General features: G+C 34.6%; 13 protein-coding genes. 9 read left to right on the plus strand and 4 right to left on the minus strand.

Annotated features, from left to right (window positions below; all coding sequences use genetic code 11):
* Window positions 1-26 precede the first annotated feature (26 nt).
* The 4 genes from RBG61_RS09660 to RBG61_RS09675 all read left to right on the plus strand — a co-directional run bounded on the left by RBG61_RS09660 (window position 27) and on the right by RBG61_RS09675 (window position 5,800).
* Window positions 27-3,083, plus strand: coding sequence for an N-acetylmuramoyl-L-alanine amidase family protein (locus RBG61_RS09660; RefSeq protein WP_307947247.1), 3,057 nt, complete (start codon window positions 27-29; stop codon window positions 3,081-3,083).
* A gap of 82 nt (window positions 3,084-3,165) precedes the next feature.
* On the plus strand, window positions 3,166-3,999 hold the full coding sequence (locus RBG61_RS09665) for an amidohydrolase family protein (protein WP_307943025.1): 834 nt from the start codon (window positions 3,166-3,168) through the stop codon (window positions 3,997-3,999).
* 128 nt (window positions 4,000-4,127) lie between these two features.
* Window positions 4,128-4,499 (plus strand): OadG family protein, encoded by a 372-nt coding sequence (locus tag RBG61_RS09670; RefSeq protein WP_307943026.1) that lies wholly within the window; start codon window positions 4,128-4,130, stop codon window positions 4,497-4,499.
* A gap of 83 nt (window positions 4,500-4,582) precedes the next feature.
* Window positions 4,583-5,800: a sodium ion-translocating decarboxylase subunit beta gene (locus tag RBG61_RS09675; RefSeq protein WP_307943029.1), complete on the plus strand. Its 1,218-nt coding sequence runs from the start codon at window positions 4,583-4,585 to the stop codon at window positions 5,798-5,800.
* A gap of 43 nt (window positions 5,801-5,843) precedes the next feature.
* Here RBG61_RS09675 and RBG61_RS09680 read toward each other — a convergent pair whose 3' ends face one another.
* Together RBG61_RS09680 and RBG61_RS09685 are read right to left on the minus strand one after the other, a co-directional pair.
* On the minus strand, window positions 5,844-6,389 hold the full coding sequence (locus RBG61_RS09680; RefSeq protein WP_307943031.1) for a DUF6512 family protein: 546 nt from the start codon (window positions 6,387-6,389) through the stop codon (window positions 5,844-5,846).
* A 63-nt stretch (window positions 6,390-6,452) separates the two neighbouring features.
* Window positions 6,453-6,719: a hypothetical protein gene (locus RBG61_RS09685; protein ID WP_307943034.1), complete on the minus strand. Its 267-nt coding sequence runs from the start codon at window positions 6,717-6,719 to the stop codon at window positions 6,453-6,455.
* A 451-nt stretch (window positions 6,720-7,170) separates the two neighbouring features.
* Between RBG61_RS09685 and rlmB the strand changes: the two genes are divergently transcribed.
* The 5 genes from rlmB to RBG61_RS09710 all read left to right on the plus strand — a co-directional run bounded on the left by rlmB (window position 7,171) and on the right by RBG61_RS09710 (window position 14,489).
* Window positions 7,171-7,929, plus strand: a complete 759-nt coding sequence (gene rlmB, locus RBG61_RS09690) for a 23S rRNA (guanosine(2251)-2'-O)-methyltransferase RlmB (protein WP_307943037.1) — start codon at window positions 7,171-7,173, stop codon at window positions 7,927-7,929.
* 44 nt (window positions 7,930-7,973) lie between these two features.
* Window positions 7,974-10,613 (plus strand): hypothetical protein, encoded by a 2,640-nt coding sequence (locus RBG61_RS09695; protein WP_307943039.1) that lies wholly within the window; start codon window positions 7,974-7,976, stop codon window positions 10,611-10,613.
* Between the two features lie 108 nt (window positions 10,614-10,721).
* Window positions 10,722-11,423, plus strand: coding sequence for a lipoprotein (locus RBG61_RS09700; RefSeq protein WP_307943041.1), 702 nt, complete (start codon window positions 10,722-10,724; stop codon window positions 11,421-11,423).
* A gap of 20 nt (window positions 11,424-11,443) precedes the next feature.
* Complete coding sequence (locus RBG61_RS09705; protein ID WP_307943044.1) at window positions 11,444-12,127, plus strand: hypothetical protein; 684 nt, start codon at window positions 11,444-11,446, stop codon at window positions 12,125-12,127.
* Window positions 12,128-12,434: 307 nt separating this feature from the next.
* Window positions 12,435-14,489, plus strand: coding sequence for an elongation factor G (locus tag RBG61_RS09710; protein ID WP_307943045.1), 2,055 nt, complete (start codon window positions 12,435-12,437; stop codon window positions 14,487-14,489).
* Window positions 14,490-14,558: 69 nt separating this feature from the next.
* Here the strand turns inward: RBG61_RS09710 and RBG61_RS09715 are convergent, their stop codons facing one another.
* Window positions 14,559-17,237: a calcium-translocating P-type ATPase, PMCA-type gene (locus RBG61_RS09715; RefSeq protein ID WP_307943047.1), complete on the minus strand. Its 2,679-nt coding sequence runs from the start codon at window positions 17,235-17,237 to the stop codon at window positions 14,559-14,561.
* Between the two features lie 284 nt (window positions 17,238-17,521).
* Entirely contained in the window at window positions 17,522-18,658 is a 1,137-nt protein-coding gene (locus RBG61_RS09720) for an aldo/keto reductase (protein WP_307943049.1), read from the minus strand.
* Window positions 18,659-18,757 lie beyond the last annotated feature (99 nt).

Here is an 18,757-nt window from a genome sequence, read left to right on the forward strand (position 1 = left end):
AGATAGGAGAGAAAGTTTTGCCTTATATGAAAAAACAAAAAAAGTTCTTTCGAAAAGATAAAAATAAATCTCAAAAAAAGTCGAAAGAACAAGAAACAGCTAAAATTGAGGATTCAACGGATAGCAATCCAATAAAGAAACCAGTTAAGAAAATGACAAAAAATAAGAAAATTGCAATGATTATCGGTATCATAATTACCGCTGTACTGATTATTTTAAGCGTCGTCTTGGGTATATTCTTAGTTCAAAAAGAAAATAAAGCAAAGCAAGCTGTCGTAATGCAGCAAGCTCGCATTAAAGTTCCTGAGGGCTATTTTAAAAAAGTCAGCGTTGACTATACTTTCTTAAAGAAAATGAAAGCACTTAAGCTTACGCCTAAAACAGATCTTTATGCTGATATCAACGCAACACAAGCACAATTGGAATCCGAAGTTGATGCGATATTGAAAGATATGAAAACCTTGGATTTCAATACAATTATCATTGATACGAAATATGATGATAAGGTAATATTTAAGAATGAGTTAGTGGAATCAACACCTGTTGATTTGCTTTCTATCTTGATTGAAAAAGCAAAAGCACAAAACATCAGTGTTCAGGCTATTTATAATGTAACAGGCTTAAAAACTACTGCGGGCTCAAAACTAGACAGTCACTTACCATATGAGAATAAAGAAATGATATTTGATGTTGCAACTCATCTTGCAAAGACATATCCATTGGATTCTATTTTAATCGATAGCTATTATTCCAAAAAGGATACAAACTCTTATCATGAATTTATGCGCTATGGTGGAATAGGAAATTACGATCAATGGCTATTAGATAATGCATTAGCAACAATTGATGGCGTCTCTCAAGCAATTAAAGCAATACAAAATAAAATGGCTGTTGGATTGGTCGTAGATAGTGTATGGGCGAATAAAGCCGACAACGAAAAGGGCTTAAATACGAAAGCAGAATTTACTGCTTTAAAAAGCGGCTTTGCTGATACAAAAGCAATCTTAGAAAGTAAATGTATTGATTATATCAACATAAAAGCCACAACTTCAATTGAGGATCCGAATGTATCATACACCAATGTTGTTACGTGGTGGAATGAGCTTTGTAAGCAAACACAAAATCCTTTTTATGTTACCCATAGTGGAGAAAAAGCTAATCAAAATCTTCCAGGATGGAACGGCTATGGTCAGCTTGCAAAGCAAGTATCGGCTGCCACAAAGCTAAACCCACAATATTATGGAAGTGCATTTACTGGTTATAAGAGCCTTATGGCTAATATGGAAACCAGTACACAAGATTTATTAAAATATTATAAAGACGAGTATTCTGAAAATGATTTATTTCAAAACTTAACGCTATCACTTCCGAAAAAAACTCAGTTTGTAACGTATGAAGAAGCAGTGCAATTTAGAGGCAAGTTTGATCCAAACCATGATGTTATTTTAAATGGCGAAAAAGTTAAGCCGTCCGAAAAAGGTGGATTCAGCGTTTGGGTTAATTTGGAGGTTGGCGTGAATAAAATTGTGATGGAGCATAAAGGTGAAAAGCAAACCTTTACGATTGAACGTCAAGTAATACCAATTAAATCAGTCAGCCCAACAAAGGCAATGAAAGTTGCCGGCGGATCTACTATTGAGATTAACGTTATGGCTTATAAAGGTGCAAAAGTAACAGCAACTTTAGGTGGAAAAACAATAACGTTAGCCGAAGGTGGTGCCGGTGAAGATAACGAAGTGGATTCCACATATAGAAACTTCCAAGGAAGTATTACTGTTGGAGCTGCTAAAAATAAAGAGCAAAATATAGGTGCAATTTCTGTAAAAGGTACTTTTAAAATGTACTCCAAAACCTTGACCGGTTCTACAATTACAATAGATAAGATTCCAGATGATGTTGATCCTGATGCAGCTACAGGAAAAGTATTGCCTCATGCAGTTGTAACACAAAGATATGCAAATACGTATCCATATCTAACAACACCAGGTTATCCACAAGCAATTCTTTATCAGTTGCCATCCGGTACACAAGATATAGTTGAAAGTGTAAACGGCGATTTTGTGAATTTGCGATCAGGTAAAACTGTGAAACGTGGAGCTGTATCTATTCAAGATATTGCTTTTGAAGGTAATAATGCAATTACAGCAATGACTGCAGGTGTAGAAGGCGGTGATACCGTTATCCGTGCAACAATGAGTTGGAAAGCACCATTCAGTATACTTCCAAATCCATATCCAACAGATCCAAGTCAAACCAAAAACTATTCATTTAGTTCAAACCAGATTATATTGTTATTTGACTATACAACCGTTATTGATAAAAATGCGATAGCCGCAGTTACTAATAATATCACATCAAGCCCGTTATTTTCTGGCGCATCCTTTGAACGTGTTTTTAATCAAAGCAGACGAATTTTCCAATATAAATTAACACTCAACTTAAGTAAAGCGGGCAGTTATTATGGATGTCATGCAACATATGAGGGAAATACGTTAGTGCTACGTTTTAATAATCCGGCTTCGGGTGGTTCATTAGCCGGAATTACAATTGCAATTGACCCTGGACATGGGGGTAATGATAATGGTACCATGGCAGGTCAAGATACTGTTGAGAAGACAGTGAATCTAATTATGGCTGAAAAGGTTAAGGCAGAATTACAAGCTTTAGGAGCAAATGTAATTATGACACGTACGGGCGACAGTAACCCAAGTTTGGATCAACGTGTGTTGACTGCTCATAATAATCAAGTAGATATGATGATTAGTTGCCACCATAATTCAGCCGGCTCTAATGCCAGCGCTAATGGAGTTGAAACTTACTTTAATGCGCCGTTTTCTCAGCCATTAGCACAACATGTTCAAGCACGATTAGGACAACATTTGTATAATAGGGGCTTTAAATGCTCCGTTCCAAACTACAACTTTGTTGTAACAAGAGAAAAGCAATTTCCTTCTATTTTAATTGAGTATGGTTATTTATCTAATCCGGAAGAAGAGCAAAAAATTCTGGATCCAACCCATCAAGACAATATGGCAAAAGCAACAGCACAAGGTGTATTGGATTACTATAACGCATTACGTTAATTGAGAAAATCATACAGTGTGAAAGCGCTGTATGATTTCTTATCATTAATTTTAGAAACCGCATTTGAAAAGAGGATAACAATTGAAAACTACTGAAAAAAACAAAACCAAAAGCCAAAAACCAATGAAGATTATTGATGCTCATGCACATATTTTTCCCGAAAAGATTGCTGAAAAAGCAGTTGCTTCTATTGGCGATTTTTATGACATTCCAATGCGAGGAAACGGAACAAGTGAAATGCTTTTAAAAAGTGGCGAAACCATTGGCGTGGAAAAATATTTAGTATGTTCCACAGCAACAAAACCCCAGCAAGTCATTCCGATTAACGATTTTATTTACGATGAATGTCAAAAGCATGATGAATTTGTTGGCTTTGCAACGCTTCATCCATTTATGGAGAACATAGAGCAAGAAATTGAACGAATTTTATCGCTAGGGTTTAAAGGAATTAAACTTCATCCCGATTTTCAGTTGTTTCATATAGATGATGAAAAAGCAATGAAAATGTACAAACGTGTTGAAGGAAAGTTAATGATATTATTTCATACTGGGGATGACCGTTATGATTATTCTCGTCCGACTAGGTTAGCAAGAGTATGTGATAAATTTCCAGATTTAAAATGCATTGCTGCCCATTTTGGTGGCTACCAAAATTGGGATGAGGCTTACGAAGCATATGATAGTCAAAATATTTATATGGATACTTCAAGCTCATTGTTTCAATTGAATCCTGAACATGCTTTAAAAATGATTGATAAATTTGGAGTAAATCAATTTTTCTTTGGAACAGATTTCCCAATGTGGTCACATAAGCAAGAGCTAGACCGATTATTCAACTTAAATTTAAGCGATGAAGATTTACAATCTATTTTATATTGGAATTTTTATAATACAGTATTGAATGATAATAGATAAAAATGTGCAAAGTAATTAGGTAATTTCTTTAACATATCTTAAAGAAAAGATTGAAAAAACTTTAACAATAAGGTATAATAATCATTAGTGTTATGATATTTTATTATAATGTAAAGGAGAGAAAAAATATGGAATTAGTTGACTGGGGATTTTCAAATGCAGTAGTAATAACTGGACTAGTTGTTGTTTTTGCTATTCTAATTTTACTAGTTATTCTATGTGTTATGATGGGTAAAGTATTTCAATCAGTGAATAATGCTAAAAAAGGTAATTCACAAAATAATTCTTCTGTGGCAAGCGTGAGCTCACAAGGAAGCGTTAGTATAATTGATGATGGCATCGGAGATGATGTGGTTGCTGCAATTACTGCTGCAATAGCTGTAATGATGTCTTCTGAAGGTAATGCAAGACCTTTTGCAGTTAGAAGTGTTAAACGTGCAAGAGAGCTAAGACCAGCGTGGAATGCTGCAGGTATTAGCGAAAATACACGACCTTTTTAAAACAAAACAATTAAGGTATTTTGAAAATTGAAAAGAGAAAGTTCAAACTTATGATTTAATTAAATTGCTTTAAGGAGAGAAAAATGTTTGATGTTTTTTTAGAGACGATACAAGGCCTTTTGAATAGGTCGGGCATAGTTAATATGACCTGGCAACAAGGTGTTATGATCTTAATTTCAGGGCTTCTTATGTATTTAGCGATAAAAAAAGGATATGAACCACTTTTACTATTACCAATTGCGTTTGGTATGCTATTAACCAATCTACCTGTAGCAGATATATTCCATATGGAATATTTTGTTGCCAAAGAGGTTAATTATGGCGAAATACTTCACAATGGCGGATTACTGGATTTTTTATATCTCGGTGTTAAATTGGGCATTTATCCATCACTTATTTTCCTAGGAATTGGCTGTATGACAGACTTCGGTCCGCTCATTGCAAATCCCAAAAGTTTCTTACTTGGCGCTGCTGCACAAGCAGGTATTTTCGTAACTTTTATTGGTGCACTTGGAATTAGCGCTTTAATTCCTGAATCTGCACCGGAATGGCTACAAGGTCTTCGTTTTACAAACGAACAAGCTGCATCCATTGCTATTATCGGTGGTGCAGATGGACCGACAGCAATTTTAGTTGCAAAAACATTAGCGCCGGCATTATTAGGTTCTATTGCAGTTGCCGCATATTCATATATGGCGTTGGTTCCAATTATCCAACCACCAATTATGAAAGCTTTAACTACAAAAAAAGAACGTTCAGTAGTAATGAAACAGCTCCGTCCGGTTTCCAAGACAGAGAAAATTATTTTCCCAATCGTCGTTACTTTAGTCATTTGTTTGATTGTTCCGGATGCTACTCCATTAATCGGAATGTTTATGCTTGGTAATCTAATGAAAGAATCTGGTGCGGTTGATCGTTTGGTAAAAACAGCTCAAAATGAGTTAATGAATATCGTTACTATTTTCTTAGGTATTTCTGTTGGTGCAACAACAAAAGCAGAATACTTTTTAAACGTTAAAATTCTAGGCATAATTGTTTTAGGTTTATTTGCATTCTGTATTGGTACAGCTGCAGGTGTGTTATTCGGAAAGCTAATGTATGTCTTTTCTAAAGGTCAAGTTAACCCATTGATTGGTTCTGCAGGTGTTTCAGCAGTTCCAATGGCTGCAAGAGTATCCCAAAGAGTTGGTGCGGAAGCTAACCCTGTTAACTTCTTATTAATGCATGCAATGGGCCCTAACGTAGCTGGTGTTATCGGTTCTGCGGTGGCAGCTGGTGTACTATTAAGCATATTTGCATAACTTGCTTTACAAATAAAAAAGCTCTCCTTGTGGAGGGCTTTTTTTATTTATGCTTTAAAGGGTAATATGTTTTATACATCGTATCATAAAATAAGTTGATTTTTGGCGGCCAGATTGTAAAAACAATTAAGCTTATCAATGCAAGAATATACAAAGGAAATACAATCCAAAACCATTTGGTAATATCACGTTTTGTGACTAGAAGACGATAGCCTAGATAAGCGGATATTAAAGCATATAGGAATACGGAAAAGATGTCTATAAGAGCGATATTATAGCCTATTATACCCGAGTAGGTGTAATAGAAAATAATGAGCAGAGCATAAACAGAAAGCCCTGCAATTGATTTTGCTGTAAAAAACTTTTTAAAGCTAATATTAAGGCAAAAATATTCGATAATACTATAAAGAACAAATGGGACAAATACAATCTTTATATGTTGGAAAACGCTTTCGTTTGTAGCTACAAATAGGCCTACAATAAAATTGTCTCCCGATAATTCATATAAAAAATGAAACAAGAATGCACCAATTACTATTACAATGGCACCGATAATTTCAAAAAGTAAAATTCGTTTTTTGTTTTCCATATTACCATCCCCTATAATTTAGTTATATTTATTCATATGTTAGCGGGGCATTGTTTAGACATTTTAAAACAAGTAAGTGATTAAAAGCATAATACAGGCGCCTAATAGAAAATAAAGAGAAGCCTTTAAAAAAGGAATACCGATTGCGTGCTTTTTCTTTGGCTTTGGTGGTTGTAGTTTGTCCATATAGCTATGTGCTTTTTGATTCAATATTTTTTCACCTAAATGATTTTTATCGGGGTTGATAATTAGAATTGCTTTTTGTACATAATCATCTCGGGTATAATTTATTTCGACAATTTGTTTATTAACACCTTTTACTGTGTTCATAATAATCATTCCTTTGCTTATTTCAAAATGGGTTATTTATATTTTATACTAAAACCATCTGTTTTAATCAACAAAAGCAAATATATACACAATGTAGTCATAACTTTATGAATATACAGTGAAATGTATAGAAAATGCAGGTCAATTTTGCACACAAATGTTGAAAACTCTGTTGAAAACGTTGATAACTCTATGTAAAATCTGTTTAAAATTGAGGACAACTTGTGGAAAGTTGATATCTACTCTCCGTATATGCATAATGAATGTGCAAAATAGCTCATATTAATTGTGTATGTGGTTGTGTTATGTTTTCATAATGTGATATAATAAACTTAATCATAGTAATTTTGTTTTTTAAATGCTATAATCCTACTTTTAAGTAATACAGCATTAGTAAAAACACCAGTGAAAAGAATTCAATAAATTTATAAATACAGATAAGGAAACCAATATGGAACAAACAGAGAATATTCAAAATCAAGACATCATTTCAGGTAGAAATGCAGTTATCGAAGCCCTAAAATCCAATCGTAATATCGATGCAATCTATATGACGAATGGTGAGACACAAGGCAGCATCAACAAAATTAAAGCAATGGCTCGTGAAAAAGGAATTGTTGTGAAATTCACTACAAATCAAAAATTGGATTTGATGAGTGAAGGAACAACACATCAAGGTGTAGTTGCTGTTTGTCCATGTGCTGACTACGCTACTGTTGAAGATATTTTAAGAATATCTGAGCAAAAAGGAACTTCTCCGTTTATTATTATTGCAGATGAAATCGAAGATCCACACAATTTAGGTGCGTTAATTCGTACAGCAGAAGCATGTGGTGCAGACGGCATTATTATTCCAAAGCGAAGAAGTGCATCCTTGTCAGCAACAGTTTATAAAACGAGTGCAGGTGCTGCTAGCGTTTTACCTGTTGCAAAAGTATCAAATTTGGTATCTTGCATTAAAGACCTTAAGAAGCAAAATATATGGGTATATGGTGCTGATATAGGTGGACAACTATGGTGCGAGCATAAATATAACGGCGGTGTGGCAATTGTTATTGGTTCCGAAGGAAACGGATTAGGCAGATTGGTAAAAGAAGAATGCGACTTTATCACCACATTACCAATGTACGGAAACATTAACTCATTAAATGCATCTGTAGCAGGTGGAATTTTAATGTATGAAGTGGCAAGACAACGTTTAGGAAAATAACTTATATTCATACGTCTTTGTGATGATTGAAATGGGGGACAAAAATGGATGACAAAAATATTTCAGTTGAAGAGATTTTGCAAGAGTTGCAACTTAAAAAAGCTAAAAATGAAAAATCGAAACCACAAAGCGACCTCAATCATGTAAATGAAATCATTGAGCAAATTATTACAGAAAAAAAGAATGAACAGATTAAAAAAGAAAATATAACGCTAAGTGATGAAGAAAAACGAAGCCTAGAAAAAGAGATCAAAGCACAAACACGCTCAATAAGCCAGTTGTATGAGCAAATGGAGAAAGATAATACTCGCCAATTAAAAAAGCAACAGCGAGAGGAACGTGCAGTTGAAAAGTTATTGCGTATTGAGCCAACTGAAAAGAAAGAAACGGAATTATTAAAAAACCAAGATACTCAGTCTTTAAAAGTGACTTCTGTTCAATCTAATCAAAAGGTAAAAGTAGAAACATCTTCATTTCAAAAGCTCAATTCAGAAGAAAAGCAAGATAAGCTAGAAGAGCTGAAACAAACTGCAAATAATGATCATATTAAGCGTGAGATGCAAAATATTACATCGCATTTTGGGCGTTTCAAGATGGATGACAAGCATGTTGAAGACAGTTATGGCAAGCTTGAGATGAACGAAAAAAATTATAAAGAGTATAAGAAAAACAGAACTAAAAAAATCGAAAAGTTTGTTTTACAAGAGGAAACGCCGGAGAAATCTCTTAATAAAGAAGATGTAATTGCTCCAAAACCGATTACTACTCAATTGCAGACGGAGGAGAAAGTAAAACCGATCCCTATACTCGAAGAAAAGGATGCTGTTTTGCAAAACAATCCGATTGAAGAAGAAATAGAAAGCCAAGATGAGGTAATGGAAACGGTTATTCATAAAGGAAAGCAACCATTACCCCCAATTTTGAATGAATCAGATGAAGATGAGGAGTTAGAATACACCAATGCTTCTCAAAATGAAGAAATTACGCAGTATCTTTCTAAGCTAACAAAAACATTGTTCTTTCGTGTAAGCAGTTTTAGCGTTCTTTCTTTGATTGCACTTGTTTTATGCTTTTTCCAAGTATCAGGTACGCAGTTTACAGCGTTTCATATGATTACAATATCACCGAGTATCTATGTAATGGCAAATATAATATTATTGGCGATTGCTATGTGCTTGGCGTTTGATGTGCTGATATCGGCTATTCAATCAATGCTGAATAGAGAACCGGTTACAGATATGTTATATAGCGTTACAACCGTAGTATGCCTTGCTGCGAATATGCTTTTGCTGTTTAATACAAGTGAAGCACTTACCAAAGGCGTTCAATTGTTTACGCCAATACTCATTATTACGTTTTTGTTCTTATACATATCTAAATACATGGAAGTCAAAATGATAACACATAATTTTGATTTTATTAAGAATGTTGATAATGAAGAACGATATGGTATCACAATGGTGGATGATTTTGCAGCTAAAGTAGATATGACTAAGGGAGTTATTGATGAAGAACCATTCTTAGCTAAGACGGTTAAGACTAAATTCTTCAGCCACTTTCTTTTCCACGTGAATCAGCCTGATGCAAGCGATAAAGCTAACTCTAAAATAGTATTATATGCTTTAATTACGTCAATCATTTCAGGTGGACTCGCATTCCTATTATCAAACAAAAATATTTATGTTGCTATGACTATGGCAAGTGGTGTGATGGTGATTGCAACTTCTTTTGTAGCTACATTTTTCTCTGTTTTCCCAATTTATGATACAAAAGCAGTTTTATCTCATTTTAAAGCGATGATTCCAAATCAAGACGCATTCGATGAATATAGCGAAGTAAACTCTATCTTGCTGGATGCATATGATTTATTCCCGAAAGATACTGTAATCCTGCATGGTATTAAAACTTTTTCAGGAAAACGAATTGATGAGGCAATTGTAAATGCAGCCAGTGTTCTTTGTGAAAGCAGAAGCATTTTAGCTAATGTATTTTTAACGATTATTGCAGATAATAAGTCGTTGCTGAAACCCGTAGATTCTATTAAATATGAAGATTTAATGGGTATTTCTGCTTGGGTGGACAATAGGCGAGTGATCATTGGAAATCGTGAACTTATGATTCAACATTCTATTGCAGTTCCAAGTAAAAACTATGAGCTAAAGTATCAAGAGCAATCTCAAGAAATTGTATATGTAGCAACAGAGGGAGAATTGTCTGCTGCATTCATTATTGAGCTGAAAGCAGAACAAGAAATAGTTAATATGTTGCAGGTTTTAGAGCGAAACGGAATTGCAGCTATTGTGAAATCAGTTGATTCTTGCTTAACGCCAACTGTCATTTCACAGCTGTTTGATATTGGACAAGATTTCATTAAGATACTGCCTTCAAGATTACATAATACATATTATAAACAGGTAGAATCCAAAGAAAAAATGGATGCAGTTCTTGGAACAAACGGAACAATCGAGAGCTATATTATTTCAACTGTTACAACGAAAAAGCTTTCTCATTGCATGAAAACCGGATTGCTTTTTCATATTATTTGTATTGTTTTGGGAGTACTCGGTTTTTTCGCATTGTTCTTGACAGGACATTTAAATCTTTGTACGAATTTAGCAGTCTTACTATACTTAAGTGCATTCTTTCTTATTTACCTATTCAATCAAAAAAGTATACGTTTATAAAAGAAATAGCAAGGAATATTTCCTTGCTATTTGTTTTATAGGCTTGCAATTTGGTATTGGTAGGGTATAATGAAACTAAGAATAAATGTTATTTTATAGGAGTGTTATATGAAATATATTGGGGTTATGAAAAGAGTAAGTATTTCTTTTATATTGATAGCAGTGTTATTCAGTTTAACGGCTTGCCAAAAGCAAAAGTACATACCGCCCAATGCACAAAAATATCAATATAACTACTACCCAGGAACGGATTGGGGAATGACCGAGCAAGAAGTGATAAAATCACTTGGGATTAAGCAAAAGGAAATAAACCGTGAAAGTGAAGATTTAGAAAATAGTGTAAATTACTCTGCGTTCGAGATAAAAAAGAAAGTGTATGGTTATCCAGCAATGATTCGATTCAGTTTTCATAACCTCGTAACTGAATCGAACAAGCCAATTGGTTTAACATCGGTTTCAATTGTATTTAAAGATAAGTATGATATGAAGCAAATAAACGCTTTTCTAAAGGCGGATTTAACTTCTCAAGGTGATTTTCTTTGTCAATCATCTATAGAAGAAGCACAGCATGATGATTTTTCAGCCCACTATGAGGCTAAGTTTACATTATCAAAATTGAGAGAATCTTCGGGATATGAAAATTTTAAAATAAAAGAGTATGGAAAGGATTTAATTGTTATAAAGCAAGGTGGACCTATATCAACAGTTGATTTGGGAAAAGATATAGAAGACGAAAATGGAACTAAACCGAATGGATGCTACATCACATATGAAGGTTTAATGGCAGCTATACTTAATAATATAGAATAAATAAAAGGTTGGTGTAGAGTATGAAATATGTAAAGAATTTAGGCGTTATATTATTATCAATCGCATTACTGTTATCAACAACAGCTTGCCAAAAACAAAAGGTCGTACCATCAAATGCACAAAAATATCAATATAACTACTACCCAGCAACGGATTGGGGTATGACAAGAGAGAATTGTTTAAAAGCATTGCATTTAAAGGAAACGGATGTTACAGATGGAGTTCTCCCAGAGATAAAAGAAAAAGATATAGCTGGGTTTTCTATTAAAAAACAAGTCTTTGGCTATCCGGCAACAATTTATTTTTGTTTTTATTCCAAAAAGGTATCCCAAACAAAAGAAATGGGATTAGCAGATATTTATGTAGTCTATGAGGGCCAATTTGATGCAGTAAAAATTACGAATGAATTAGTGAAAGGATTAGAAAAGCAAAAGATACCTTTTGTTAATTACAATCCAGAATTAAAAGACGCATCCAGTGCAATCTTTCGGGAATATTCAAGCAAAGAAACATTGCAAAGTTTAAATGATGTTGCACTGAAAGAAAAGGCAAAGAAAGCATTTTCACTGGCTTATAACGGTGCAGATGTTTCAAAGTATGAATCAAAACCACTATCACTTGTAAACATAAAATATCCAATTGAAGGAAAGTGTAGTATTTATTTTGCGGGTTATGTCCCTGCAATACTCAATAATATAGAATAAACCAATAGGAGCAGATTGCAAATTTGCTCCTATTTTTATAGAAAAATTTTAATTAAAATAGAAGTCATAGCTGCTTGAAAAAGAGAAAGAAAAGAATAACTTTTTTGATTCAATTTTTTGTAAATTAGATTGCAATGAATGTATACATATGCTATAATTCAAAGTAACAGGTGAATATTTATATCTAAAATATACAAAAATTCGCCAAACTTTTTGCAATATATGTAAAAAGATAAGATAATGGTATACTTATCCCGCATATAAGTATCCATAAAATTTCATTTCGTGCGGAGAAAAGGTGATTCTAATGAAACAGTATAGTGCAAACAAAATTAAAAATGTCGCAATCGTTGGACACGGTGGTGCAGGAAAGACTTCCTTAGCAGAAGCACTTTTATTTCTGACCAATGCCAGTGATAGATTGGGAACAATTGCAGACGGAAATACCGTATGTGATTTTGACGCAGAGGAAATTAAAAGAAAAGCAACTATATCTTTGAGTTTAGCTCCTTTTGAATATCAAGATGTTAAAGTAAACCTTCTCGACACTCCGGGATTATTTGATTTTACTTCAGGACTTTATGAAGGTGTGCGTGCGTCTGATAGCGTTATTATAACAGTTTCAGGAAAATCAGGAGTTACCGTTGGTACAAAAAAGACTTTTAAACTTGCTAAGAAAAGCGGAAAATCTTCTTTAATCTTTGTTAGTAAAATGGACAGAGACAGCGCTGATTTTTATAAAATATTAGAGCAGTTAAAATCTGTATTTGGACCATCTGTATGTCCTCTCGTAGTACCTTTTGGCAGTGATAAGAAAATTGAAGGCTATGTGAGCTTAATCGAAATGAAAGCATATACTTATGAAAATGGAAAAGCAAAAGAAATCCCAATGCCAAACACAGAGCATAGAATAGATGGGTTAATAACTGCAATTAGTGAGGCTGTAGCGGAAACGGATGAAGCCTTATTTGAAAAATATTTTTCTGGCGAACAATTTACAAAAGAAGAGCTCTTAAAAGGAATTCATGATGGTATTAAAAGTGGAACGATTACTCCTGTTTTTTGCGGTTCTGCCGTTACATTAGAAGCAATGGATTTACTTTTAAAAGCAATAGTAAATTTACTTCCGTCTGCTAATGAAGTGTGTGCTGAAAAGCCAATAGAGGGAAGCTATGAAATTGACGAAACAAAGCCGTTGGCTGCCTATATTTTCAAGACAGTTGCTGACCCATTTGTCGGAAAGCTATCCTTTGTGAAGGTACTGCAAGGAAAATTATCTTCAGGCATAGAAGTTAATAATATGACAACGGGTGAAAGTGAAAAGATTGGTAAGCTTGTGTTTTTACGTGGTAAAAAGCAAGAAGATGCTCCGGTAATCGTAGCAGGTGATATTGGTGCGATTACAAAACTAGAGGCAAATACAGGTGATACCCTTTGCTTTGGAACACAAGTAATAATGGATAAAATTAAATATTCCGAACCATGTTATTCAATGGCTGTAATTCCTACCGCAAAAGGTGACGAGAGCAAAATTTCTCAAGCAATTGCAAGGCTGTTAGAAGAAGATCCTTCTTTGTCTTTTACCAATAATGTTGAAACACATCAACAAGTATTATCTGGTTTAGGTGAACAACATTTGGATGTTGTTGTTGCAAAAATGAAAACCAAATTTGGCGTTTCTGTTGCTCTTGATCCACCAATTGTGGCATATAGAGAAACCATTTTGAAAAAAGTTCGAGTACAAGGTAGACATAAAAAGCAATCTGGTGGCCACGGTCAATACGGCGATGTATGGATTGAATTTGAGCCATGTGATAGTGACGGATTAGTATTCGATCAAAAGGTTGTCGGTGGAGCAGTTCCAAAATCATATTTTCCGGCAGTTGAAAAAGGCTTGCGTGAATGTATTAATAAAGGTGTTCTAGCGGGATATCCTGTAGTAGGCTTAAAAGCTACTTTAGTAGATGGATCATACCATCCGGTAGATTCTTCTGAAATGTCCTTTAAGATGGCAGCTACCATTGCTTATAAGAATGGTTTACAGCAAGCAGCTCCAATACTCTTAGAGCCAATTGGAAAGCTGTCTGTTATCGTTCCTGATGCCAATACAGGCGATATGATGGGCGAGTTGAATAAGCGTCGTGGCCGTGTGCTTGGTATGAATCCAAACGAAGAAGGCACATCAATCATTGAAGCGGAAGTCCCAATGAGTGAAATGCATGATTTTGCAACGTTGGTTCGTCAACAAACGCAAGGCAGTGGAACATTTAGCTTTGAATTTGAACGATATGACCAATTACCGAATCAGCTAGTAGCTGTTGTTATTGAAAAAGCAAAAGCATTGTTTAGTGAAGAAGAATAATAACATTCTATCATAATGAAACAAAGTAGACATGATTTTTATCATGTCTGCTTTGTTGATTATATCATCTTATTTTCGTCTAAAAAATCCAACAATAACGGGAGCAATTAGACTATATAGGATAGGAACCATTACTTGACTAAAAGTTAATGGGACTGTTGAAAAAATTACTTGCAAAGTCGGAATATATAAAACAACAATTAACGTAATCATTGAGAGCATTGCTGCTAAGATTAATTTTATATTATCAAAAAATGGAATTTCGAATAAGCTTTTCGTTTCACTCTTACATTCAAATACATGAATTAACTGTGCAAAGATTAAGGCAAATAAAGCACCGCTTCGAGCAACGTCTACACTCCTACTCATTTTAAATAGTGTTACAAATGTTGCAAGTGTTGCTAACCCAATGAGAATACCACGAAAGATAATCTTGGTTGCCAAACCGTTGGAGAAAACACTTTCATCTGGTCTTCTTGGAGGAACAAACATGGCACGTTTATCAGATGGCTCTAGCCCTAATGCAATTGCAGGCAGTCCGTCAGTTACGAGATTAACCAATAGAATTTGTAATGGGAATAGGATAACAGGCATACCCATGAGCATTCCCAAAAACATGGTAATAACCTCACCAATATTACAAGCGAGTAAGTAACGAATAAACTTGCGAATATTATTGTAAATGCTTCTACCTTCATCAACAGCATTTACTAAAGTTGCAAAGTTATCATCAAGCAAAATAATTTCGGAAGCTTCTCTGGTTACGTCGGTTCCGTTCATACCCATACTTACACCGATATCTGCTTCTTTTATTGCTGGCGCATCGTTTACACCATCACCGGTCATAGCTACGATATGCCCATGCCGTTTTAACGCTCTTACAATCATAAGCTTGTGGTTAGGGCTTACTCTTGCAAAAACCGTTACCTTGTTAACTATTTCGCTTAACTCATCAGCTGTCATTCGGTCAAGCTCATTTCCCGTAAGAACCATATCACCTTTATGATAAATACCAATTTCTTTTGCAATAGCAACAGCAGTTTTTTTATGATCTCCGGTAATCATTACTGTTCGAATACCGGCTTTATAACAATTTAACACTGCACCTTTTACTTCTTTTCTCGGAGGATCAATCATGCCGATTAGCCCGATAAAAGTCAGCCCTTCTTCGGTTTTCGGATCAGTAAGTGGTGTAACTTTCTTATAGGCTATGCAAATTACACGAAGCGCAGAATCAGCCATTTTATTGTTTTGATCTTCAATGTTACGTTTATCAGTTGCTAACATCGGGAATTCTTGTGTACCTTGTCTATAGGTTGTGCAACGGTCTAACAGAATATCAAATCCGCCTTTTACAAACATATATTTTTGGCGATTTTCATCTTCAACAACAACGCTCATGCGTTTTCTTGTACTGTCAAATGGCTGCTCATCTAAACGAGTATGGCTTTCTTCTAATTTCTCTCTTGTAAAGTCATATTCCTTTGCAAGATTTAATAAGCAGATTTCAGTATGGTCACCAAAAGCTTCATTATCATCCGATATGACAGCATTGTTGCAAAGCGTAATGGCTTTTAATAAAAGTTGATTGGTTGAATTGGATAGTGCCAGTTTTTCAGCGCTTATATAACCATCGCAAGTATATATGCGTGTTGCAGTCATTTTATTTTGCGTAAGTGTACCTGTTTTATCGGAACAAATTACTGTTGCACAGCCAAGAGTTTCAACCGCATGAAGTCGGCGAACTAGTGCATTTCGCTTTACCATCCTGCTAACAGAAAGTGCGAGTGAGATTGTAACAATAGCCGCTAAGCCTTCCGGAACAGCTGCAACTGCTAGGGATACACCTGTAATCAGCATATCAAATAAGAGTTCACCACGCAAAAAGCCAGTTAGTGTTACAACAGCACAAATGAGTAAACAACCAACTGCAATATATTTAGAAAGTACTTCTAAGCGCTTTTGTAATGGGGTTTGTTCATCTTCTATTTCTTCAAGCATAGAAGCAATACCGCCCATTTTGGTATCCATGCCAACCGCCGTTACTCGATAATTACAATGTCCTTTTGTGACAACGCATCCCATGAAAACCATACATTGCTCATTATATAGAGTAGGGTCCTCAAAAATGACGTGCGTTTTTTTCACAGGAACAGATTCACCCGTAAGCATTGCTTCATCACATTCCAATGAAGTGGAATGTAGTAAAACACCATCCGCAGGAATTTTATCTCCTGCTTCTAACATAACAACATCACCGCAAACAATTTCACTAGATGGAATTTGTATAATGACACCATCACGAAATACTTTAGCCATAGGCGATGCCATATTTTTTAATGCTTCTAATGTTTTTTCTGTTCGATATTCTTGAATAAAGCCAAGAAAGCCGTTCATTAAAACGATTACCGCAATCGCAATTGCTTCTACGTATTCACCCATAATAATCGAAACAAAGGTACAAATAAGTAGAATAATCGTCATGATATCTTTATATTGTCCTAAAAATATTTTAAGAGGGCTAACTTTTTTCTTATGTAACAATTCGTTTTTACCATTTTTAATCAGCAATTGCTCTGCTTCAGCAGTTGTTAGCCCCAATACGGTTTTATAATGTGTGTCAATGATTGGCTTGCCTTTATGTTGTATTATGGCTTTGCTTTTAAGATTTGACTCTGGCTTTGCCTTGACTTTTGGTTGTAGCGGTTCATTTGACAAGCTTTTGTCTAAAAAGTCTAGCATTTTCATAGCATTACTCCTTGAATCTGATGGGATACTTACATTAATAAATGCACATATCTGTATGTCCATATGTATTCAAAAGTAATAAAATTTATGACTTAAATTAAATGATCAGTGTAAATAAAAATGCATAATTAGTCGGAAACTTAACATTAAAGTAAAATCTGCAAATAAAAGATATACAATTAGTGATATTGATAGATAAATATACAATATTGTAGAATAAAAATGAAATTAGTATTGTCACAACATGAAAAATCGGCAAGGAAGATTCCTTACCGATTTTTTTCTTATAATTGAGATAAAGCAGATTCCACTTTTTTAAGTAAATCTCTAATTTTAAGTTTTTGTGGACATTTTCTTTCACAGTAGCCACAATTTATACATTCACTGGATAAAGCCCCTTTTTTATCGTCAGTGCCTTCGCAGTATGCAGTAAATTCTTTTTTTGCGAGCTCATTGAGTCCATACACATTGTGATAAGTATATGCACCAAACAGTTTTGGAATTTCAATTCCTTTAGGGCAAGGTTGGCAATAGCCGCAACCGGTACAATACAGTTCTGAAAACTTCTTGACGTTTTCGATTGCTGTAGTAAGCTCGGACCATTTTTTTTCGCTCATTGGCTCTTCTAAAGAAGCAACGGCAACATTTTTATCGACCATTTCTATGTTTTCCATACCAGATAATGCACAAGATATGTTAGGGTTTCCAAGTACAAAACGAAATGCCAATTCATAAGTTGCAATCGATTCTTTACCGGTTAGCTTTTTATACAATTCAGTTGGAGCAGCTAGACGTCCGCCACCAACAGGTCCCATTGCAAGAACACCTAAACCTTTGCTTGCAGCATACGCAATCATTTCTTCATTGGAACGGTCTATTAAATTATATTGAACCAGCATGGTCTCCAATTCAGGAGCAGTATCTATAATATGTTTGATATGGATAGGATCATCATGGAAAGAGAAAGAAATATGACGAATTTTACCCTCTGCTTTTAATTTCAAAGCTTCCTCAATTAGTCCCAATCCCATAATTTTTTCATCAAAAACTTTTCGATTGATTGCCCAAAAATGGTAAAAATCAATATAATCTGTATCAAGCTTGGCAAGGCTTTTTTCAAGCATTTTTCGATAGTCTTCTTTTACTTTAACATTTTCAAGTGGACATTTTGTAGAAATTAGCACCTTATCACGAATTGGCTTTAATGCTTTGCCAACTGCAATCTCGGAATTTTCATGGCAGTAGTAGTATGCTGTATCAAAGTAATTTACGCCAAGATCATATGCATGACGAAGCATTTCAGTAGATTTGTCATAATCAACAGTCCAAACGCCATTCTCTTCGATTTCAGGTAAACGCATACATCCAAAGCCTAATGCCGAAATGTTCTCACCGGTGTTCCCAAATTTACGATAAATCATAGTTGTATCCCCTTTATCTATATTTGTTTTTATTATAACAAGAAGGTGAGAGTTTGGCAAATAGAATTATAAGGATTGAAAATAATGTAAAATCATGTT

The organism is Paludicola sp. MB14-C6, from assembly GCF_030908625.1.
In the GTDB taxonomy this organism is placed as follows: domain Bacteria; phylum Bacillota; class Clostridia; order Oscillospirales; family Ruminococcaceae; genus Paludihabitans.